The sequence below is a fragment of the Phreatobacter sp. genome (assembly GCF_052440005.1).
Classification (GTDB): Bacteria; Pseudomonadota; Alphaproteobacteria; order Rhizobiales; family Phreatobacteraceae; genus Phreatobacter.
On sequence record NZ_JBQVQL010000006.1, the window covers coordinates 34,045 to 52,851 of the forward strand.

Consider the following 18,807-nt stretch of genomic DNA (forward strand, 5'->3'; position numbering starts at 1 on the left):
TCATGGCAAAGACAGCGACCAATGCGCCGGCGGGTACCGGCCGGATCAGCCAGGTCATCGGCGCCGTTGTCGACGTGCAGTTCGACGGCCACCTGCCGGAAATCCTGAACGCGCTCGAGACCAGCAACAACGGCAACCGCATGGTTCTCGAGGTCGCCCAGCACCTCGGCGAGAACACCGTGCGCTGCATCGCCATGGACACCTCCGAGGGACTGGTCCGCGGCCAGGAGGTGAAGGACACCGGCCAGCCGATCGCCGTTCCCGTCGGTGACGAGACCCTCGGCCGCATCCTCAACGTCGTCGGCGAGCCGATCGACGAGGCCGGCCCGATGAAGACGACGCTGACCCGCGCCATCCACCAGCCGGCCCCGACCTTCGCCGAGCAGTCGACGGAAGCCGAGATCCTCGTCACGGGCATCAAGGTCGTCGACCTCCTCGCTCCCTACGCCAAGGGCGGCAAGATCGGCCTGTTCGGCGGCGCCGGCGTCGGCAAGACCGTGCTCATCCAGGAGCTGATCAACAACGTCGCCAAGGCCCACGGCGGCTATTCGGTGTTCGCCGGCGTCGGCGAGCGCACCCGCGAGGGCAACGACCTCTATCACGAGTTCATCGAATCGGGCGTCAACAAGAAGGGCGGCGGCGAAGGCTCCAAGTGCGCCCTCGTGTTCGGCCAGATGAACGAGCCGCCGGGCGCCCGCGCCCGCGTCGCCCTCTCGGGCCTGACCATCGCCGAGCATTTCCGCGACCAGGGCCAGGACGTGCTGTTCTTCGTCGACAACATCTTCCGCTTCACCCAGGCGGGTTCGGAAGTGTCGGCGCTTCTCGGCCGCATCCCCTCGGCGGTGGGCTATCAGCCGACGCTCGCCACCGACATGGGCGCCCTCCAGGAGCGCATCACCACCACCCAGAAGGGCTCGATCACCTCGGTGCAGGCGATCTACGTGCCCGCCGACGACTTGACCGACCCGGCGCCGGCCACCTCCTTCGCCCACCTCGACGCGACGACCGTGCTCAACCGCTCGATCGCCGAGAAGGGCATCTACCCGGCCGTCGACCCGCTCGACTCGACCTCGCGCATGCTCGACCCCCGCGTCATCGGCGACGAGCACTACGCGGTGGCCCGCAAGGTCCAGCAGACCCTGCAGCGCTACAAGTCGCTCCAGGACATCATCGCCATTCTCGGCATGGACGAGCTGTCTGAAGAGGACAAGCTGACGGTGGCCCGCGCCCGCAAGGTCGAGCGCTTCCTGTCGCAGCCCTTCTTCGTCGCCGAGGTCTTCACCGGCGCGCCGGGCAAGTTCGTCGACCTGAAGGACACCGTGAAGGGCTTCAGCGACCTGGTCGACGGCAAGTACGACCACCTCCCGGAGGCCGCCTTCTACATGGTCGGCACCATCGAGGAAGCCGTCGAGAAGGGCCGCAAGCTCGCTGCCGAGGCGGCCTGATCGGCCTGACAGAGGGGATCGCACGACATGGCGACCTTCCATTTCGAACTGGTCTCGCCCGAGCGGCAGCTCTTTTCCGGAGCCGTCGAGCAGGTGGTGGTGCCGGGCTCGGAGGGTGACTTCGGCGTTCTCGCCGGTCACGCGCCCTTCGTCTCGACGCTGCGCCCGGGCATCCTGACCATCCATGCCGACGGCCAGCCGAAGCGCCTCTACGTGCGCGGCGGCTTCGCCGAGATCTCGGCCGGCGGGCTCACCATCCTCGCCGAGCGGGCGACCGCGGTCGAGGATCTCCACGTCGACCAGATCGACCGCGAGATCCGCGAGGCGCAGGAAGACATGGCCGACGCCAAGGACGACGCGCTGAAGATCAAGGCCTCCGAGCGGCTCGATCAGCTTCTCGGCGTCAAGGCGGCTCTCGCGACCGCCGGTTCGACCCACTGAGGCGATCCGCACCGCATCTCTTCAAAGGCCGCCTCCGGGCGGCCTTTTTGCTGTCCGGGGGTGGCAGGAGCAGTGCGGTGAAGGTTGCTGTTCGTCCAATTCGCGCCTGAGCCCTGCTTCAGCGAAGTGCGTCCTTCGAGGCTCGCCACCGGGCGATGCTGACGCATCGCCGGGGCTCGCACCTCAGGATGAGGGTGGTTGAGACTGGCATCGGGGTCGGTTGATGGGAGACCGGTCGCAACCCTGCTGGAGACTGCAGGTCACCACCCTCCTCATCCTGAGGTGCGAGCGACAGCGAGCCTCGAAGGACGCACTCGGCCGATGCAAGAGGGTTATGGGCCGACTGGCCCGTGGCATTGTGCGCAGCACTGGAACCTGCCCGATCATCTACCACCGAGCGTGACGCTGGTCAAGGACAAAAATCCTATTCGGCCATCGGGGCGGATCCGATCGCGCCCCGCCCTCACCCGAGATCGGCCACCTTGATTCGCTTCACCCCGAGCGCCGCCATGTCGGCCCAGGCCTTGTCGAGCGAGCCGCCGAGATCGATGGCGCGGCAGGCCTCCTCGACCACATAGGTCTCGAGCCCCGCCTTGGCGGCGTCCTGCGCCGTCCAGTTGACGCAGAAGTCGGTGGCGAGGCCGACGACCACGGCGCGGGTGACGCCGCGCTCCTTCAGATAGCCGCCGAGCCCCGTCGGGGTCTTGCGGTCGGCCTCGAGGAAGCCGGAATAGCTGTCGACCTCTTTCCGGTAGCCCTTGCGGACGATGGTCTGGGCGTGGGGGATGTCGAGGCTGTCGTGGAACTCGGCGCCGGCGGAATCCCAGGTGCAGTGGTCGGGCCAGAGGACCTGCGGCCCATAGGGCATCTGCACCACATCGAAGGGTTTCTTGCCGGCATGGCTGGAGGCGAAGGAGGAATGGCCCTCCGGGTGCCAGTCCTGCGTGAAGACGACGTTCTGGAACCGCCTGCCGATGGTGTTGCAGACGGCGACGACCTCGTCGCCCTTCGGGACCGCAAGGCGGCCGCCGGGGCAGAAGTCATTCTGCACGTCGACGACGACGAGGGCGGTCTGGGCGTCGATTGCCGGGCGGCCTTGCGCCGCGGCGCCGCGGACGGCGGCCGCGGTGAACAATGTGGCGCCGGCGATGGCGGCCCGGCGGTCGAGGGTGAAGCGATCGGTCATGGCGGCCTCCGTGGTGGACCCGAACCCAAGGCTACGCCGCCCGGCGGATTGTGCGATGCGGAAGAGTGCGGATGCCGGCGCGTCAGACCGGATGCGCGAAGGGCGCGAAGGCCTCGACCACCTTGTGGTAGACGCCGCGCTTGAAGGGGATGATCAGGCCGGGCGTTGCCGCCAGCGGCTCCCAGCGCCAGGCGTCGAATTCCGGCTTGTGGCCGCCGCCGGGATGTAGGACGTCGATCTCGCTCTCCTCGCCGTCGAAGCGGAAGGCGAACCACTTCTGCGTCTGGCCGCGATACTTGCCCTTCCAGGCCTGTCCGGCGACGTCCTGCGGCAGGTCGTAGGCGAACCACTCCGGCGCCTCGGCGAGGAACGTGACCGAGCGGATGTTCGTCTCCTCGTAGAGTTCGCGCCGGGCGGTGGCGAGCGGGTCCTCGCCGGGGTCGATGCCGCCCTGCGGCATCTGCCAGGCGTGGACGGCGTCGACATGTTCGGGCGCGGGTCCCTTGCGGCGTCCGACGAAGACGAGGCCCTGGCGATTGAACAGGGCGACGCCGACGCAGGGCCGGTAGGGCAGGTCTTCGAAGCGGGGCATGGAGTGGATCCGGGGCGGGAAGGGCAGCCTAGCCGCTCGGCTGCCGCCGCGCGACTCCGTTGGATACCGGGACCAGCACGAAGCCGCGGTTCTCCAGGGTGCGGGCCCAGCGGGCGACGCGGTCGATCGTGACCGGCAGCGCCGAGCCGACGCCGAGGGCGAAGCCGCGCTCGCGGGCCCTCGCCTCGAGGCGGGTCAGCTGGGCGTCGACCTCCGTCGGGGTGGGCACGCGGTCGAGGTGGACGTCGCCCCGCACCACCGGCTGCTGCAGGCCCGTGGCGATCTGCGGAATGAGGCTGCGGGCGCTGGTGCCGTCGTCGACCATCATCAGGCCGCGGCGGTTGGCCTCGCGGAGGATCGGCGCCACGGCACTCTCCGACGCCGTGAACTTGGCGCCCATGTAGTTGACGAGACCGGCATAGCCCTGGAACCGCGCCATCGACCAGTGCAGGCGCTCTGTGTTGCGTTCGACGGAGAGCGTGGTCAGCAACGTCTTCGGGCCAGGGTCGTTCTCCGGATAGTCCATGGGCTCCATGGGGATCTGCAGGAAGGCTTCGTGGCCCTCGGCACGGGCCCGGGCGACGATGCGCTCGAGATCGCTGGCATAGGGGGCAAAGGCCAGGGACACGGCGCCGGGGAGCTTGGAGATGGCTTCGCCGGTGCTCTGCTGGCTGATGCCGAGCCCGCCGATGAGGATGGCGATGCGGGGGGCGTTGGCGTCGGCGCCGGCGGGCAGGCGGAAGGTGCGGGCATAGACCTCGCGTGGCTTCGAGCCATCCGAGGCGACGCGGGGAAGGACGCCGAGGGGCGTGCGCTCGCCGAGGCGTGGGTCGAGGCCCGAGGAGGCCTCCGGGGCGGCCGGCGCGACGCGGACGGCGCGGGCCGTGCCCGACATGCCGTCGATGATGTTGATGGTGTTGCCGTCCGGAGCCTCCGTCGGCGCCGTCGCCGGTGCGGCGGGTGCTGCCGGCTGCGTCACCGGCTCCGCGGTGCGCGGCGGCGGCATGGCGATGGCGGTGACGACGCGCGGCTCGCCGCCGAGCGGATTGTGGATGAAGGCGATGGCGCCGGCGATGCCGAGGATGAGGGCGCCGACGACGCCGGCGGCGATCGGAAGCAGCGGCAGGGCCGGCAGCCGCCGCTTCGTCTCCTGCTGGCTGTCCACCCCGAGCGGGGCGTTGAGATCGTCGGTCATGGCGCCTGCGCTGGCGCGGTCGAATACCGCTCCTCTAGATCAGGCGCGAACCGTTAAACCGCGGTTAACCAAACCCGCCAAAGGACGGAGGATCGCGCCGATCCCGCGTGATTTTACCTGTTCGGGCCGCCGTGCTAGGCAAGTCGGCTCGGGAGGAAACGATGTCCGCGGCTCACAGCGCGATCGGCGACGAGGCCAGCACCGAAGAGGTGATGCTGGAGATGGGCCGCCGCGCCAAGGCGGCGGCGCGCCGTCTCGCCCTCGCCACCCCGGCCCAGAAGAACGCCGCGCTCACCGCCATGGCGCAGGCGATCCGCGCCCGTACCGCCCTCATCTGCGAGGCCAATGCCGAGGACGTCGCCGCGGCGCGGCAGGAGGGCATGAGCGCCTCCTTCATCGATCGCCTGGCGCTCGACCCGGCCCGCATCGCGGCAATCGCCGCGGGCGTCGAACTGGTGCGCGACCTCGCCGACCCCGTCGGCGCGGTGATGGAGGCCTGGGACCGGCCGAACGGCCTCAGGATCGAGCGGGTGCGCGTGCCGCTCGGCGTCATCGGCGTCATCTACGAGAGCCGCCCCAACGTGACGGTGGACGCCGCGGCGCTCTGCCTCAAGTCCGGCAACGCCGCCATCCTGCGCGGCGGCTCCGACAGTTTTCGTTCGTCCCGTGCCCTGCACCAGGCCATCGCCCTCGGGCTCGACCAGGCGGGCCTGCCGGCGGCTGCGATCGGCCTCGTGCCGACCCGCGACCGCGCCGCGGTCGGGTTCATGCTGCAGGGGCTGGGGGGTAACCTCGACGTCATCATCCCGCGCGGCGGCAAGAGCCTGGTGGCGCGGGTGCAGGCAGAGGCGCGGGTGCCGGTCTTCGCCCATCTCGACGGCAACTGTCACGTCTATGTCCACGGGGCCGCGCCGCTCGCCATGGCGCGGGAGATCGTCCTCAACGCCAAGATGCGGCGCACCAGCGTCTGCGGCGCGGCGGAGACCCTGCTGGTGGACGAGGCCTGCGCCGGCACGCATCTGCGGCCGCTGGTCGCCGCCCTGCTGGATGCGGGCTGCGAGGTCCGCGGCGACAGCCTGTCCCGTATCGTCGATCCCCGGGTCAAGCCGGCGAGCGAGGAGGACTGGGGCACGGAGTTCAGCGACGCCATCATCGCCGTGAAAGTGGTGAGCGGCCTCGGCGAGGCCATCGCCCACATCGAGCGCCATGGTTCGCACCATACCGACGCCATCGTCACCACCGACCAGGCGGCCGCCGACCGGTTCCTCGCCGAGGTCGACAGCGCCATCGTGCTGCACAACGCCTCCACCCAGTTCGCCGACGGCGGCGAGTTCGGCTTCGGCGCCGAGATCGGCATCGCCACGGGCCGCATGCATGCCCGCGGCCCGGTCGGCCTCGAGCAGCTGACGACCTTCAAATACCGCGTCCGCGGCACGGGACAGACGCGTCCGTGAGGCCTGCCGGCAGCCGCATCGCCTCGCGCCGGCCGCGCGCCGGCCTGCGCCCCGTCATGCCGCCGCATGCGCCGGGGATGAAGATCGGCCTGTTCGGCGGCTCCTTCAATCCGCCGCACGACGCCCACAGGCTGGTGGCGCTCACCGCGCTGAAACGGCTCGGCCTCGACGCGGTCTGGTGGCTGGTCAGCCCCGGCAATCCGCTGAAGGTCGGCCGCGGACTGGCGCCGCTCGACGAGCGGATCGCGGCGGCACGCCGGCTCGCCGGCCATCCGCGCATCCACGTCACCGGGATCGAGGCGGCGCTCGGCACACGCTTCACCTTCGACACCATCGCCCAGCTGAAGGCGCGCTGCCGCGGCGTGCGCTTCGTCTGGATCATGGGGGCGGACAACCTCGCCCAGTTCCACCTCTGGCAGAACTGGCGCGGCATCGCCGCCATGCTGCCCATGGCGGTGGTCGACCGGCCGGGCGCGAGCCTGAAGGCGGCAGCGGGCGTCGCGGCGCAGAGCCTGTCCCGTCACCGGCTCAGCGAGGGGGAGGGGCCGCTGCTCGCGACCACCCCGGCGCCGGCCTGGATCTTCCTGCATGGGATCAAGTCGCCGCTGTCCTCGACGGCGCTGCGCGCAAAAATGCAACTTCACTCAAATTGACTCGATTGGCTTAGCCGCGGTTCAAGGCGGCCCCCCTAGTGTCCCCGGCAGTGGTGACTGGGTGGGTGTTGAAGCCATGAACGGCCTGATCTCGAAAAAGGCGGAGCAACTGCTGTCGAGCGTCGACGTGCTGATCGTCGACGACAACCAGTTCATGCGGAAGGTTGTCCGCAACATCCTGATGAACATCGGGATCAAGACCGTGCACGAGGCCGCCGACGGCCTCGCCGGCCTCGAGCACATCCGCGTCCATGCGCCGGACATCGTCATCCTCGACTGGGAAATGCCGATGCTGAACGGCGCGGAGATGCTGCGCATCGTCCGCAATCCCAAGAGCTTCCCCGTGCCGGACGTGCCGATCATCATGCTCACCTCGCATCTCGAGCGCTGGCGGGTGATGGAGGCGACGCGCCTCGGCGTGCACGAATTCGTCGCCAAGCCGATCTCCGGCAAGGCGCTGCTCGAACGCATCATCTCGATCATCGTCAAGCCGCGGCCCATGGTGCATCTCGACGGCTATTACGGCCCCGAGCCGCGCAAGCTGCTGGTCGAGCCGCGCCTCAGGGCCCGGGGAATCAGCGCGCCCGCCAACGTCGCCTGACGGCGCGGGAGGGTCGCGGCCGCGCCTCTTGTCAGGCGCCGCCGATCCGGCTTCCCTGTCTCCTTCGAACCGTTCGAAGGAGCCTTCCCATGACCGCCGCCACCACCGCACCGGCTGCGCCCCCGGCCCATCCCGCCGGCCTCTCGATGATCGAGAAGCGGCGGATCGAGGCCGAGATCCTCAAGCACGTCTACGATCAGCTGAAGGAGAGCCACGGCGTCGAGGTGGCGCGCTCCACCATCGGCGAGGCAGTGCGCCGCTCGGCGCTCGAACAGGCGGCGCGCTTCGCCGCCCAGTCGCCGGAAGGCCCCTCGCTCGCCGGCTTCATCGCGATGCAGCCGCTGTGGACGGCGGAGGGCGCGTTGACGGTCGAGGAGATCGGCCGTACCGAGACCACCTACGCCTTCAACGTCGTGCGCTGCCGCTATTCGGAAATGTACAAGGCGATGGGCCTCGGCGAGATCGGCGCGCTGCTCTCCTGCCAGCGCGACGGCACGTTCTGCGAGGGCTACGACCCGAAGCTCAAGCTCGAGCGCACCCAGACGATCATGCAGGGCGCCTCGCACTGCGACTTTCGCTTCACCTACGAGGCCGACAAGCCGGCGGCCTGAGGGTCGGGGTTCCCGGTGGTTGCATGCCCCTCATCCTGACCCTCTCCCCGCAAGCGGGGAGAGGGGGCTTCGGCCGGCAGCTCCCCCGGTTTGCCGCGGTGCCGGGCACGACCTTCGTCATCGGGCCTCGCCGGGGATGACGGTGAGTGCCCGGCAGTGTCGGCAACTCCCCTCGGGAACGACCCATCCACGCTGCCGCCATATCCGGGGTGGCGTCGAATCCGCGGCATCGCCATAAGGGCGCCATGGCGGAGACGATTCAGGGCCCCGGGCGGCTGGTGGATGAGGGAGCGGCGCCGCTCTGCGGCCGCGTCACGCGGCTGGCGCTGTCGCGGTTCCGCAGCTATCGGGCCGCGACCCTGGAGCCGGACGCGAAGCTCGTCGCCCTCATCGGCCAGAACGGTGCCGGCAAGACGAATATCCTCGAAGCCCTGTCCTTCCTAACTCCCGGCCGCGGCCTGAGGCGCGCGACGCTCGCGGAAGCGGCCTTCGACCAGGGCGACGGCGGCTGGGCGGTGAGCGCTGCCGTCGAGGGCCCCTATGACGAGGCCCTGCTCGGCACCGGCATCGACGGCGGCGACCCGGACGTGCGCTCGCGCCAGTGCCGCATCGACCGCGCCCCGGTGGGCTCGGCCACCGCCTTCGCCGACCATGTGCGCGTCGTCTGGCTCACCCCCGCCATGGACGGCCTGTTCCTCGGTTCTGCGGGCGATCGTCGTCGCTTCCTCGACCGGCTGGTGCTGGCGGTGGATGCCGAGCACGGCAGCCGCGTCAACGCGCTGGAGCGGTCGCTGCGCTCGCGCAACCGCCTGCTGGAGGAGGTTTCGCCGGATCCGACCTGGCTCGACGCTGTCGAGCACGAGACGGCGGAGCTCGCCGTCGCCGTGGCGGCGGCGCGGGCCGAGGCGGTTCGCCGCCTCGCCGGGCTGATCGCCGCCACCAAGGACCCCGCCTCGCCCTTCCCCTGGGCGCTGCTGGCGCTCGACGGCACGCTGGAGGCGGGTGTCCTGGAGCGCCCCGCCCTCGCCGTGGAGGACGACTACCGCGCCGTCCTGCGCGACAACCGCCATCGCGACCGCGCCGCCGGCCGCACCACGGTTGGCCCGCACCTCACCGACCTCCTCGCCGTGCACGGTCCCTCGGGCGCGCCGGCGGAGCGCTGCTCGACCGGCCAGCAGAAGGCGCTGCTCATCGGGCTCGTGCTGGCCCATGCGCGGCTGGTGGCAGAGATGGCGGGGTTCACGCCCGTCGTGCTGCTGGACGAGGTGGCGGCCCATCTCGACCCCGAGCGGCGGGCGGCGCTCTATGACGCGCTGGAGGCGCTCGGTGCCCAGGTCTGGATGACGGGGGCCGACCCGCACGCCTTCGCCGCGCTCGGCGGCCGTGCCGACCTCTTCACCGTCGCCGCAGGCGCCGTCACCCGCGCCTGACCCCTCAAAACGACGATGCCCGCCACGAGGGCGGGCATCGGGATCTCTCGGCCGTGTAGGCGTTCAGTGCGTCGCGGCGGCTTCGTCGCGACGCTTGCGCAGGATGTAGCCCAGCGCGAGCACGATGATGGCGCCGATCACCGCCGACCCGTAATGGGCGAGGGCGACCGGTTTCAATCCGGCCGGATAGACCTGGGTGACCTCGACGGGGGTGACGAGGCCGGTGCCCCAGGCCACGAGCTGGCGCAGAACGACCGGGTCGCTGAGAAGCATCTCGCCGGCGATCCAGCCGAGCAGGGCGGCGCCGGCCCAGACGAAGATCGGGTAGCGCTCGATGATGCCGAGGATCAGCGTCGAGCCGAAGATGATCAGCGGGATGGTGAGGGCGAGGCCGAAGATGAACAGCCAGACGTTGCCGTGCGATGCGGCGGCGATGGCGATGACGTTGTCGAGGCTCATGACCGCGTCGGCGATGGCCACCGTGCGGACCGCCTTCCACAGGTTGTCGCTTTCCTCGATGCCGCCGTGGTCGCCGCCTTCCTCACCGACGATCAGCTTCGTGGCGATCCAGAACAGCAGGAGGCCGCCGACCAGCTTCAGGAAGGGGACCGCGAGGAGATAGGTGATGATCAGCGCAAAGATGATGCGAAGGCCGACCGCCGCGCCGGCGCCGAGCAGGATGCCCCACTTGCGCTGCTTCTCGGGCAGGCCGCGGCAGGCCAGCGCGATCACCACCGCGTTGTCGCCGGAGAGCAGAAGGTCGATCCAGATGATCTGGAGAAGGCCGATCCAGAATTGATTGTCCATGCCGCTTCCGTCCGATGCGGCCGCCGCAGGGCAGCCGGGGGTGGTGCGACATATTACGTAATTGTGCCGATGTCAGCAGGCTTCTTCGAACTTTTTCCGGCGGGCCTCAGGCGGCCGCCGCGGCGCGGGTCCTCCTGATCCAGTAGGCGAGGGCGATGACGAAGGCGGCCCCCACGAACTCTGCCGGCAATTCGAGGCGATGCACCGCCTCGCCGCCGATCTGGCCGCGGATGAAGGGGTCGTTGAGCATCATGTCGCCGGCGAGCCAGCCGAGCAGTCCGGCGCCCGCCCAGACGAGGATCGGCAGGCGTTCCAGCAGCTTCATGATGAGCGAGGCGCCGGCGACGATCAGCGGGATCGAGACGACGAGACCGATCACCAGCATGGCCTTGCTGTCGCGCGCCACCGCGGCGATGGCGAGCACGTTGTCGAGGCTCATCACCGCGTCGGCGATGGCGACGGTCTTCACCGCATGGAACAGCTTGTCGGAGGACTGGACGTTGCCCTCGCCGTCGCCCTCGTCGGTGACCAGTTTCACCGCGATCCAGAAGAGCAGGAGGCCGCCCGCGAGGCGGAGGAAGGGCATGTCGAGGAGCGCAGCGACGAAGAGCGTGAAGATCACCCGCAGGGCGATGGCGACGCCGGCGCCGAGAACCATGCCGATCAGGCGCTGGCGGTCGGGCAGGCCGCGGCAGGCCAGCGCGATGACCACGGCGTTGTCGCCGGAAAGGATGATGTTGATCCAGATGACCTGAAGCAGGCCGATCCAGGTCAGAGTCGAGAAGTCCATTGTCGCGCCCCAGATTTCGGGCGCGAAGCTAGGCTTCGGCGTGCAGGATGGACATACGCATTTGTGGGTAGAAACAGGCGATTGCTGGCGCGGAGGCCAACGAAAACTACGTACGGGAAAAGCTATACGTACGTGGTTTCAATGATGGCGCTCCTTCCATCACCCGCTCCCGCCGGTAGGGAGCGGGTGAGGGGCCGTTCATGACCGGAGTGGGAGAGGGCGATGCCGCCTCGCCTCCCATGGATGTCCGTCACGCTAGCGCGTCGGCGACCGCCTTGCCGCAGGCGACCGTGTCGGCGGTGCCGCCGAGGTCGCGGGTGCGGTATTCCGGCGTCGCCAGAACCTCCTCGATGGCGCGGACGATGGCGGCCGCCGCCTCCGGCTCGCCGAGATGGTCGAGCATCATCGCCGCCGACCAGATCTGGCCGATGGGATTGGCGATGCCCTTGCCGGCGATGTCAGGGGCGGAGCCGTGGACCGGCTCGAAGAGCGAGGGGAACTTGCGGTCCGGGTTGATGTTGCCCGACGGCGCGATGCCGATGGTGCCGGTGCAGGCGGGACCGAGATCTGAGAGGATGTCGCCGAAGAGGTTGGAGGCGACGACGACGTCGAAGCGGTCCGGGTTCAGCACGAAATGGGCGGTCAGGATGTCGATGTGGTACTGGTCCACGGCGACGTCCGGATAGGACTTCTTCATCTCGGCCACGCGCTCGTCCCAGTAGGGCATCGAAATGGAGATGCCGTTGGACTTGGTGGCGCTGGTGAGCTTGCGGCGCGGGCGCTTCATGGCCAGCTCGAAGGCGTATTTCAGGATGCGGTCGACGCCGACCCGCGTCATCACCGTCTCCTGAAGGACGATCTCGCGGTCGGTGCCCGGGAACATGCGGCCGCCGACCGAGGAGTACTCGCCCTCGGTGTTCTCGCGCACCACGAAGAAGTCGATGTCGCCGGGCTTGCGGTTGGCGAGAGGCGAGGGGACGCCCGGCATCAGCTTGACCGGGCGCAGGTTGACGTACTGGTCGAACTCCCGGCGCATCAGCAGCAGCGAGCCCCAGAGCGAGACATGATCGGCGATCTTGTCGGGCATGCCGACGGCGCCGAAGAAGATGGCGTCGGAGCCGCCGATCTTCGCCTTCCAGTCCTCGGGCATCATGCGGCCGTGCTTCTCGTAGTAGGCCCAGGACGAGAAGTCGTGGTGGTCGAGGTCGACCGAGAAGCGGTACTTGGCTGCGGCGCGCTCCAGCACGCGCAGGCCCTCAGGCATCACCTCGGTGCCGATGCCGTCGCCGGGGATGACGGCGAGCTTGTAGGTGTTCGAACGGGCCATGGGGGTCTCCAGCTCCTGGGGGCGCTATCGAACGCGCCGCGTTGCTCACGTCATGCCCGGCCTTGTGCCGGGCATCCACGACTTTCTCTCAGCGCGTCATGGTCCAGTCGTGGATGGCCGGGACAAGCCCGGCCATGCCGCGAAGAGCGATCACTTCCGCCGCTCGCCGGGGCATAGACGGGACGGTAGCGGCCTGCCAGAGCCCGTCCCGACGACCTGCTATTCGTTGTCGGCCTTGATGGCGGCGATGACCGCATCGGTCACCTGCCGCGTCGTCGCCTTGCCGCCGAGGTCCGGCGTGTGCAGGGCTTGGTCGGCGGTGACGCGCTCGATGGCGCGCATCAGCCGGGCGCCAGCCGTCGGCTCTCCGAGATGGTCGAGCATCATCGAGGCCGACCAGAAGGTGCCGACCGGATTGGCGACGCCCTTTCCCATGATGTCGAAGGCCGAGCCGTGGATGGGCTCGAACATGGACGGGAACTCGCGCTCCGGGTTGAGGTTGGCGGTCGGCGCGATGCCGAGCGAGCCGGCGAGCGCCGCGGCAAGGTCGGAGAGGATGTCGGCGTGCAGGTTGGTCGCCACCACCGTGTCGATGGTCTCCGGCTTCAGCGTCATGCGCATGGTCATGGCGTCGACGATCGCCTTGTCCCAGGTCACGTCGGGGAATTCCTTCGCCACCTCGACGGCGATCTCGTCCCACATGACCATGGCGTAGCGCTGGGCATTGGACTTGGTGACGACGGTGAGGAGCTTCCTCGGCCGCGACTGCGCCAGCTTGAACGCGAAGCGCATGATGCGGGTGACGCCGGCGCGGGTCATCATCGAGACGTCTGTGGCCGCCTCGATCGGCAGGCCCTGGTGGACCCGGCCGCCGACGCCGGCATATTCGCCCTCGGAGTTCTCGCGGACGATGACCCAGTCGAGCTCCGGCCCGGTGACATGGCGCAACGGCGAGGTGATGCCCGGCAGGATGCGGGTGGGGCGCACGTTGGCGTACTGATCGAAGGGCTGGCAGATGGCGAGCCTCAGCCCCCACAGCGTGATGTGGTCGGGGATGTCCGGGTGGCCGGCCGAGCCGAAGAGGATGGCGTCGTGGTGGCGGATCTGCTCACGGCCATCCTCCGGCATCATGCGGCCGTGGCGCTTGTAGTAGTCGCCGCCCCAGTCGAAATGATCGAAGGCCATGGCGAAGCCGCCGTCCCGGGCGGCGAGCGCCTCGAGCACTTCGACGCCGGCCGAGACGACCTCCGTCCCGATGCCGTCGCCGGGGATGGCGGCGATGCGATAGGTCTTCATGGGCAGCCCCTCCTGTTTCATCGCCCAATGCTCCGCCGCAAGCCCGCTGTCAACATTCCATTGCACCTTCCATGGAAGATGTTATGGATGAAAAGGTGAGCGAGGGCGCGATGACGGCAGCAGGCGAAGCCATGGCGGAGAGGAGGCCCTCGCGGGTCGACGACGCCTATGCCGCCGTGAAGGCCGCGATCCGCGACGGCACCTTCGCGCCGGGCTATCAGGCCTCCGCGCAGGAGATCGCGCTCCGCCTCGGCGTCAGCCGCACGCCCGTCCACGAGGCGGTGCTGAAGCTGCAGGAGGAGGGCCTCGTCCGCATCGTGCCGAAGCGCGGCATCGTCATCTGTGCGCTGGCACCGGACGACGTGCGCGAGATCTACGACGTGATGATCGCCATCGAGGGCCGCGCCGCCGAGCTTGCGGCAGCGCGCCCGGCCACCGAGCGTGCCGGGATCGTGGCGCGGCTCAAAGCGCACAATGCCCGCATGGCGGACGCGCTCGCCCGCGGCGACATGCGCGCCTGGGGCGAGGCCGACGACCTCTTCCATCGCGACCTCGTCGACAGCGCCGGCAACGGGCGGATCAGCCGCATCGCCCGCACGGTGGGCGACCAGATGCACCGCGCGCGGATGCTCACGCTGCACCTGCGCGGCAATCTCGGGGCCTCCGCCGGCGAGCACGAAGCGGTCATCGCCGCCATCGGCGACGGCGACGGGCCCGCGGCCGATGCCGCGGCGCGACGCCATCGCCAGCGCACGCAAGCCGAGCTCCTGCCGCTGCTGGCGGCCTGGGGCCTGAAACATCTCTGAAACCGCGGGGGCAGCCGGGCCAACCGGCGTCCCTTCACAGGAGGAACGACCATGAATCGCCTGACCCGACGCGTGATCCTCGGCCTCGCCGCCGTCGCCGGCCTCGCCGCCACCTCCGCGTCACACGCCCAGACCTTCCCTGACCGGCCCCTCACCCTCATCGTGCCTTTCGCGGCCGGCGGTCCGACCGACATCATCGCCCGCATCATGGCGGAGCACATGAGCCGCACGCTCGGCCAGTCCATCGTGGTGGAGAACGCGGCGGGCGCCGGGGGCACCACCGGCTCCACCCGCGTCGCGCGGGCGACGCCCGACGGCTACACGATCATGATGGGCAATCTCGGCACCCATTCGGCCTCGGTCGGCCTCTATCCGCGCCTCGCCTACGATCCGCGCACCGACTTCGAACCGGTCATCAACGCGGCGGGCACGCCGATGCTGATCTCGGCGCACAAGGATTTCCCGGCCAACACGCTGCAGGAGATGATCGCGCTGATCCGCGCCAATCCCGGCCGCTTCAACTACGGCCATGGCGGCGTCGGCTCGACCTCGCACCTGACCTGCGTGTTCTTCCACCATCTTGTCGGCGCGCCGGTGCAGCACGTGCCGTTCCGCGGCTCGGGCCCGGCCATGGCGGCGCTGCTCGGCAAGCAGCTCGACTATGTCTGCGACCAGACCGTCGGCATCGTGCCGCAGCTCGCCAACCTCAAGACCTTCGTGGTGGCGACGCCGTCGCGGCTGCCGACGGCACCCGACGTGCCGACCAGCGCCGAGGCCGGCCTGCCCGCCTTCCAGGCGGTCGGCTGGAACGCCATCTTCGCGCCCAAGGGCACCCCGCGGGAGATCGTCGACCGGCTGAACGCCGCCGGCCGCGCTGCCCTCGCCGACGAGAGCGTGCGCAAGCGGCTGCTCGAGCTCGGCTGCGAGATCCCCGATGCGGCCGGCCAGACCCCCGAGGCCCTGCGCGCCCATGTGGCGGCGGAAGTCGACAAGTGGACGCCGGTGATCAAGGCGGCCGGCGTCACCGCAAACTGAGGCCAGCGTTCACCCCCTCGTGATGGCGTCACGGCGCAGGGCCGTAACGCCGTCGCGGCCCCCTGCGTATCCCCGTCTGAACACAACGGGGAGCGCGGTGATGGCACCGGTACGCCTGATGATCGGCTTCGCCCTGACGGCGATGAGCCTCCTGACCAATCCCGCGGCGGCGCAGACGGCGCCGTCCCGGCCGATCACCGTGATCGTGCCCTTCGCGGCCGGCGGCCCGACCGACGTCATCGGCCGCATCGTTGCCGACAGCCTGAGCCGTACCCTCGGCGTCGCGGTGGTCGTCGAGAACGTCGCCGGCAACTCCGGGGTCACCGGAGCGACGCGGGCGGCACGGGCCACCCCCGACGGCACCACCATCGTCGTCGGCAACATGGGCACCCATGCCGCGGCGGTGACGCTGCAGGCGAACCTGCCCTATGACCCGGTCCGCGATTTCGCCCCCGTCGGCCTGATCGCCTCCACGCCCATGCTGCTGCTGGCGAGCCCCAAGGTGCCCGCCCGCGATCTCCCTGCCTTCATCGCCCATGTGAAGGCCAACGCGAACCGGCTGAATTTCGGCACGGCCGGCGTCGGCGCCACCTCTCATCTCGCCTGCGCCATGTTCAATGCGCTGATCGGCGTGGAGGTCACCCACATCCCCTATCGCGGCACCGCGCCGGTGTTGAACGCGCTGATCTCCGGCGAGATCGACTATGGCTGCGACCAGACCGCTGGCGCCCTGCCGCAGGTGCTCGCGGGCACCGTCAGGGGTCTCGCCATCGCCACCCGCACGCGGTCGCCGGCCGCACCGGACCTGCCGACCTCGGTCGAGGGCGGGCTGCCGGATTTCCAGGCGACGGCGTGGAACGCCCTGTTCGCGCCGCGCGGCACGCCGCCCGACGTCGTGGCGAGGCTCGCCGCCGCGCTGCAGACGGCGCTGGCCGATCCCGCCGTCAGCGCCCGTCTCATGCAACTCGGCGCCGAGCTGCCCGCCCCCGCGGACCGGGATCCGGCGGCCCTGACCGCCCTGGTGCGCAGCGAGATCGACAAATGGGGCGGCATCATCCGGGAAGCCGGCATCGCCCCCGCGCCCTGATCTCAGGTGAAGAAGGCCTCGAACTCGTCCGCGACCGCGTCGGGAAGCTCCTCGGCCAGGTAGTGCCCGCCGTGCAGGGCGCGGCCGGAGACGTCCGCGGCGCGCCGGCGCCAGAGGGCGAGCGCGTCGAAGCAGCTTTCGATGACGCCCTTCTGGCCCCACAAGACCCTCAGCGGGCATTCCAGCTTGCGATCGCCGTCGGCATCGTCATGGGCGATGTCGATGGCGGCGGCGGCGCGATAGTCCTCGCAGCTCGCATGGATCACGGCGGGATCGCGGAAGCAGCGGAGATACTCGGCCAGGGCCTCGGGCGAGAAGGGCGACAGCCCTGCCGAGCCCGAGCCGCACTTCTTCAGCCAGTAGGCATCCGGGTCGGCGCCGATCATGCGCTCCGGGAACGGCGCGGGGGTGATGAGGAAGAACCAGTGCCAATAGGCCCTGGCGAAGGCATCGGTCGTCCCGGCATACATCTCGCGGGTCGGCGCGATGTCGAGCACGGCGAGTTTGGCGACCCGGTCGGCATGGTCGACGGCGAGGCGGTGGGCGACCCGTCCGCCGCGGTCGTGGCCGGCGAGGAAGAAGCGCTCGTGACCAAGGGCGGTCATCACTTCCGCCATGTCCAAGGCCATGGCGCGCTTGGAATAGGAGGCGTGGTCGGCGGTGGTCGCGGGCTTGCCGCTGTCGCCGTAGCCGCGCAGGTCGGCGACGACCACGGTGAAGCGCTCCGCGAGACGCGGGGCGATCTTGTGCCAGAGCACATGGGTCTGCGGATAGCCGTGGAGCAGCAGCAGGGCAGGGCCCGACCCGCCGGTGCGCAGCCGGATGGTCGTGCCGGAGGTTGCGACGTCCAGCATCCTGAAGCCGGGAAAAAGACGGTCCGTCACCACATGCTCGATCATCGATCCTCCCCGGCACCACACCGGGATGCCGTCTCCTTGCCGCGAAGCGTCGCAGCACTAGCTCCTTACTATCCAAGCCCGGGGGAATTGGGTATGGCGTGGAGCAACCGGGCAGCACAGGACCCGGATGCGGAATTTCCAGAGTTCAGGAGGACCTTCATGAATCGTCGACACATCATCGCCGCAACCGCAGCCGCCGTCATGGCCGGCGTCGTTCCGGCCGCTGCGCAGACCTATCCGACCCGCCCCATCACCATGATCATCCCCTTCGCCGCCGGCGGCCCGACCGATGTGGTCGCCCGCATCGTCGCGGAGGCCATGTCGAAGAACCTCGGCCAGAGCGTGGTGATCGAGAACGTCGCCGGCGCCGGCGGCACCACGGGCGCGACCCGTCTCACCCAGCAGCAGCCCGACGGCTACTCCATCATGATCGGCCACACCGGCACCCACGCCGCCTCCGTCGCGCTCTACCCGAACCTGCGCTACAACCCGGTTACGGATTTCGCCCAGATCGGCCTCGTCAACACCAACGCCATCCTGATCACCGCCAAGAAGGCGCTGCCGCCGAACAACCTCTCCGAGTTCGTCGCCTGGCTGAAGGCCAACGAGCGCACCGCCAACAACGCCCATGCCGGCATCGGCTCGGTCAGCCACACGACCTGCCTGCTGCTCCACGCGATCATCGGCGTGAAGCCGCAGTCCGTGCCCTATCGCGGCACCGGCCCGGCCATGAACGATCTCGTCGCCGGCCAGGTGGACTATCTCTGCGACCAGGTGGTCAACGTCGCCCCGCAGGTCCGCGCCGGCACCATCAAGGCCTTCGCCGTCGCGCAGGCCGCGCGCAACGCCGCCCTGCCGGACGTGCCCACGACGGCCGAGGCCGGCCTGCCCGCCTACCAGGTGGTGGTGTGGAACGCCATGCTGGCGCCGAAGGGCACGCCGGAGCCGATCGTCACCCGTCTCAACCAGGCTCTCGTGGCCGCGCTGAACGACGACGGCGTCAAGGCCCGCCTCGCCGAGCTCGGCGCCGACCTGCCCACCGGCAACCTCGCCACCCCCGCCGGCCTGCGCGCCTTCCTGGAGGCCGAGATCGCCAAGTGGACGCCGGTCATCAAGGCGGCGGGCGTGACCGCCAGCAACTGACGCTGTGGA

Annotated in this window: 19 protein-coding genes; 11 read left to right on the top strand and 8 right to left on the bottom strand. The window is 69.8% G+C overall.

The window, feature by feature from the left end; genetic code table 11:
* The first annotated feature begins 2 nt into the window (after positions 1 to 2).
* On the top strand, positions 3 to 1,445 hold the full coding sequence (gene atpD, locus ACT6XY_RS02685; RefSeq protein ID WP_444746783.1) for a F0F1 ATP synthase subunit beta: 1,443 nt from the start codon (positions 3 to 5) through the stop codon (positions 1,443 to 1,445).
* Positions 1,446 to 1,472: 27 nt separating this feature from the next.
* Complete coding sequence (locus tag ACT6XY_RS02690; protein ID WP_444746784.1) at positions 1,473 to 1,886, top strand: F0F1 ATP synthase subunit epsilon; 414 nt, start codon at positions 1,473 to 1,475, stop codon at positions 1,884 to 1,886.
* A 463-nt stretch (positions 1,887 to 2,349) separates the two neighbouring features.
* Here the strand turns inward: ACT6XY_RS02690 and pncA are convergent, their stop codons facing one another.
* From pncA to ACT6XY_RS02705, 3 genes are all read right to left on the bottom strand, one after another.
* Complete coding sequence (gene pncA, locus ACT6XY_RS02695; RefSeq protein ID WP_444746785.1) at positions 2,350 to 3,072, bottom strand: bifunctional nicotinamidase/pyrazinamidase; 723 nt, start codon at positions 3,070 to 3,072, stop codon at positions 2,350 to 2,352.
* An 82-nt stretch (positions 3,073 to 3,154) separates the two neighbouring features.
* Complete coding sequence (locus ACT6XY_RS02700) at positions 3,155 to 3,664, bottom strand: RNA pyrophosphohydrolase (RefSeq protein WP_444746786.1); 510 nt, start codon at positions 3,662 to 3,664, stop codon at positions 3,155 to 3,157.
* A 28-nt stretch (positions 3,665 to 3,692) separates the two neighbouring features.
* Positions 3,693 to 4,859, bottom strand: a complete 1,167-nt coding sequence (locus ACT6XY_RS02705; protein WP_444746787.1) for a divergent polysaccharide deacetylase family protein — start codon at positions 4,857 to 4,859, stop codon at positions 3,693 to 3,695.
* A gap of 161 nt (positions 4,860 to 5,020) precedes the next feature.
* Between ACT6XY_RS02705 and ACT6XY_RS02710 the strand changes: the two genes are divergently transcribed.
* The 5 genes from ACT6XY_RS02710 (at position 5,021) to recF (ending at position 9,608) form a co-directional block, all read left to right on the top strand.
* A complete protein-coding gene (locus tag ACT6XY_RS02710) occupies positions 5,021 to 6,313 on the top strand; it encodes a glutamate-5-semialdehyde dehydrogenase (RefSeq protein WP_444746788.1) in 1,293 nt (430 codons plus the stop codon).
* Between the two features lie 56 nt (positions 6,314 to 6,369).
* Positions 6,370 to 6,966: a nicotinate-nucleotide adenylyltransferase gene (locus ACT6XY_RS02715; protein WP_444746834.1), complete on the top strand. Its 597-nt coding sequence runs from the start codon at positions 6,370 to 6,372 to the stop codon at positions 6,964 to 6,966.
* Between the two features lie 76 nt (positions 6,967 to 7,042).
* Positions 7,043 to 7,567 (top strand): response regulator, encoded by a 525-nt coding sequence (locus ACT6XY_RS02720; RefSeq protein ID WP_444746789.1) that lies wholly within the window; start codon positions 7,043 to 7,045, stop codon positions 7,565 to 7,567.
* 89 nt (positions 7,568 to 7,656) lie between these two features.
* Positions 7,657 to 8,178: an L-2-amino-thiazoline-4-carboxylic acid hydrolase gene (locus tag ACT6XY_RS02725; protein ID WP_444746790.1), complete on the top strand. Its 522-nt coding sequence runs from the start codon at positions 7,657 to 7,659 to the stop codon at positions 8,176 to 8,178.
* A gap of 245 nt (positions 8,179 to 8,423) precedes the next feature.
* Entirely contained in the window at positions 8,424 to 9,608 is a 1,185-nt protein-coding gene (gene recF, locus ACT6XY_RS02730; protein WP_444746791.1) for a DNA replication/repair protein RecF, read from the top strand.
* Between the two features lie 63 nt (positions 9,609 to 9,671).
* Here recF and ACT6XY_RS02735 read toward each other — a convergent pair whose 3' ends face one another.
* The 4 genes from ACT6XY_RS02735 to ACT6XY_RS02750 form a co-directional block, all read right to left on the bottom strand.
* A complete protein-coding gene (locus ACT6XY_RS02735; RefSeq protein WP_444746792.1) occupies positions 9,672 to 10,415 on the bottom strand; it encodes a TerC family protein in 744 nt (247 codons plus the stop codon).
* A gap of 106 nt (positions 10,416 to 10,521) precedes the next feature.
* Positions 10,522 to 11,205, bottom strand: a complete 684-nt coding sequence (locus ACT6XY_RS02740; RefSeq protein WP_444746793.1) for a TerC family protein — start codon at positions 11,203 to 11,205, stop codon at positions 10,522 to 10,524.
* A gap of 250 nt (positions 11,206 to 11,455) precedes the next feature.
* On the bottom strand, positions 11,456 to 12,532 hold the full coding sequence (locus ACT6XY_RS02745; RefSeq protein WP_444746794.1) for a tartrate dehydrogenase: 1,077 nt from the start codon (positions 12,530 to 12,532) through the stop codon (positions 11,456 to 11,458).
* 219 nt (positions 12,533 to 12,751) lie between these two features.
* A complete protein-coding gene (locus ACT6XY_RS02750; RefSeq protein ID WP_444746795.1) occupies positions 12,752 to 13,828 on the bottom strand; it encodes a tartrate dehydrogenase in 1,077 nt (358 codons plus the stop codon).
* 110 nt (positions 13,829 to 13,938) lie between these two features.
* Here ACT6XY_RS02750 and ACT6XY_RS02755 point away from each other — a divergent pair, with 110 nt between their 5' ends.
* The 3 genes from ACT6XY_RS02755 (at position 13,939) to ACT6XY_RS02765 (ending at position 16,756) form a co-directional block, all read left to right on the top strand.
* Complete coding sequence (locus tag ACT6XY_RS02755; protein WP_444746796.1) at positions 13,939 to 14,634, top strand: GntR family transcriptional regulator; 696 nt, start codon at positions 13,939 to 13,941, stop codon at positions 14,632 to 14,634.
* 51 nt (positions 14,635 to 14,685) lie between these two features.
* On the top strand, positions 14,686 to 15,669 hold the full coding sequence (locus ACT6XY_RS02760) for a tripartite tricarboxylate transporter substrate-binding protein (protein WP_444746797.1): 984 nt from the start codon (positions 14,686 to 14,688) through the stop codon (positions 15,667 to 15,669).
* A 100-nt stretch (positions 15,670 to 15,769) separates the two neighbouring features.
* On the top strand, positions 15,770 to 16,756 hold the full coding sequence (locus ACT6XY_RS02765; protein WP_444746798.1) for a Bug family tripartite tricarboxylate transporter substrate binding protein: 987 nt from the start codon (positions 15,770 to 15,772) through the stop codon (positions 16,754 to 16,756).
* Between the two features lie 2 nt (positions 16,757 to 16,758).
* Here the strand turns inward: ACT6XY_RS02765 and ACT6XY_RS02770 are convergent, their stop codons facing one another.
* A complete protein-coding gene (locus ACT6XY_RS02770) occupies positions 16,759 to 17,655 on the bottom strand; it encodes an alpha/beta fold hydrolase (protein ID WP_444746799.1) in 897 nt (298 codons plus the stop codon).
* A gap of 159 nt (positions 17,656 to 17,814) precedes the next feature.
* Between ACT6XY_RS02770 and ACT6XY_RS02775 the strand changes: the two genes are divergently transcribed.
* A complete protein-coding gene (locus ACT6XY_RS02775; RefSeq protein ID WP_444746800.1) occupies positions 17,815 to 18,798 on the top strand; it encodes a tripartite tricarboxylate transporter substrate-binding protein in 984 nt (327 codons plus the stop codon).
* The last annotated feature ends 9 nt before the right edge of the window (positions 18,799 to 18,807 follow it).

Excerpts from the sequence above, each read along its gene's own strand:
- ACT6XY_RS02700 (WP_444746786.1), bottom strand. The coding sequence starts at position 3,664 with ATGCCCCGCTTCGAAGACCTGCCCTACCGGCCCTGCGTCGGCGTCGCC.
- ACT6XY_RS02760 (WP_444746797.1), top strand. The coding sequence starts at position 14,686 with ATGAATCGCCTGACCCGACGCGTGATCCTCGGCCTCGCCGCCGTCGCC.
- ACT6XY_RS02725 (WP_444746790.1), top strand. The coding sequence starts at position 7,657 with ATGACCGCCGCCACCACCGCACCGGCTGCGCCCCCGGCCCATCCCGCC.
- ACT6XY_RS02720 (WP_444746789.1), top strand. The coding sequence starts at position 7,043 with ATGAACGGCCTGATCTCGAAAAAGGCGGAGCAACTGCTGTCGAGCGTC.
- ACT6XY_RS02690 (WP_444746784.1), top strand. The coding sequence starts at position 1,473 with ATGGCGACCTTCCATTTCGAACTGGTCTCGCCCGAGCGGCAGCTCTTT.
- ACT6XY_RS02775 (WP_444746800.1), top strand. The coding sequence starts at position 17,815 with ATGAATCGTCGACACATCATCGCCGCAACCGCAGCCGCCGTCATGGCC.
- ACT6XY_RS02765 (WP_444746798.1), top strand. The coding sequence starts at position 15,770 with ATGGCACCGGTACGCCTGATGATCGGCTTCGCCCTGACGGCGATGAGC.
- atpD (WP_444746783.1), top strand. The coding sequence starts at position 3 with ATGGCAAAGACAGCGACCAATGCGCCGGCGGGTACCGGCCGGATCAGC.
- ACT6XY_RS02745 (WP_444746794.1), bottom strand. The coding sequence starts at position 12,532 with ATGGCCCGTTCGAACACCTACAAGCTCGCCGTCATCCCCGGCGACGGC.
- ACT6XY_RS02740 (WP_444746793.1), bottom strand. The coding sequence starts at position 11,205 with ATGGACTTCTCGACTCTGACCTGGATCGGCCTGCTTCAGGTCATCTGG.
- ACT6XY_RS02705 (WP_444746787.1), bottom strand. The coding sequence starts at position 4,859 with ATGACCGACGATCTCAACGCCCCGCTCGGGGTGGACAGCCAGCAGGAG.
- ACT6XY_RS02755 (WP_444746796.1), top strand. The coding sequence starts at position 13,939 with ATGACGGCAGCAGGCGAAGCCATGGCGGAGAGGAGGCCCTCGCGGGTC.
- ACT6XY_RS02715 (WP_444746834.1), top strand. The coding sequence starts at position 6,370 with ATGCCGCCGCATGCGCCGGGGATGAAGATCGGCCTGTTCGGCGGCTCC.
- ACT6XY_RS02710 (WP_444746788.1), top strand. The coding sequence starts at position 5,021 with ATGTCCGCGGCTCACAGCGCGATCGGCGACGAGGCCAGCACCGAAGAG.
- ACT6XY_RS02735 (WP_444746792.1), bottom strand. The coding sequence starts at position 10,415 with ATGGACAATCAATTCTGGATCGGCCTTCTCCAGATCATCTGGATCGAC.
- recF (WP_444746791.1), top strand. The coding sequence starts at position 8,424 with ATGGCGGAGACGATTCAGGGCCCCGGGCGGCTGGTGGATGAGGGAGCG.
- ACT6XY_RS02750 (WP_444746795.1), bottom strand. The coding sequence starts at position 13,828 with ATGAAGACCTATCGCATCGCCGCCATCCCCGGCGACGGCATCGGGACG.
- ACT6XY_RS02770 (WP_444746799.1), bottom strand. The coding sequence starts at position 17,655 with ATGATCGAGCATGTGGTGACGGACCGTCTTTTTCCCGGCTTCAGGATG.
- pncA (WP_444746785.1), bottom strand. The coding sequence starts at position 3,072 with ATGACCGATCGCTTCACCCTCGACCGCCGGGCCGCCATCGCCGGCGCC.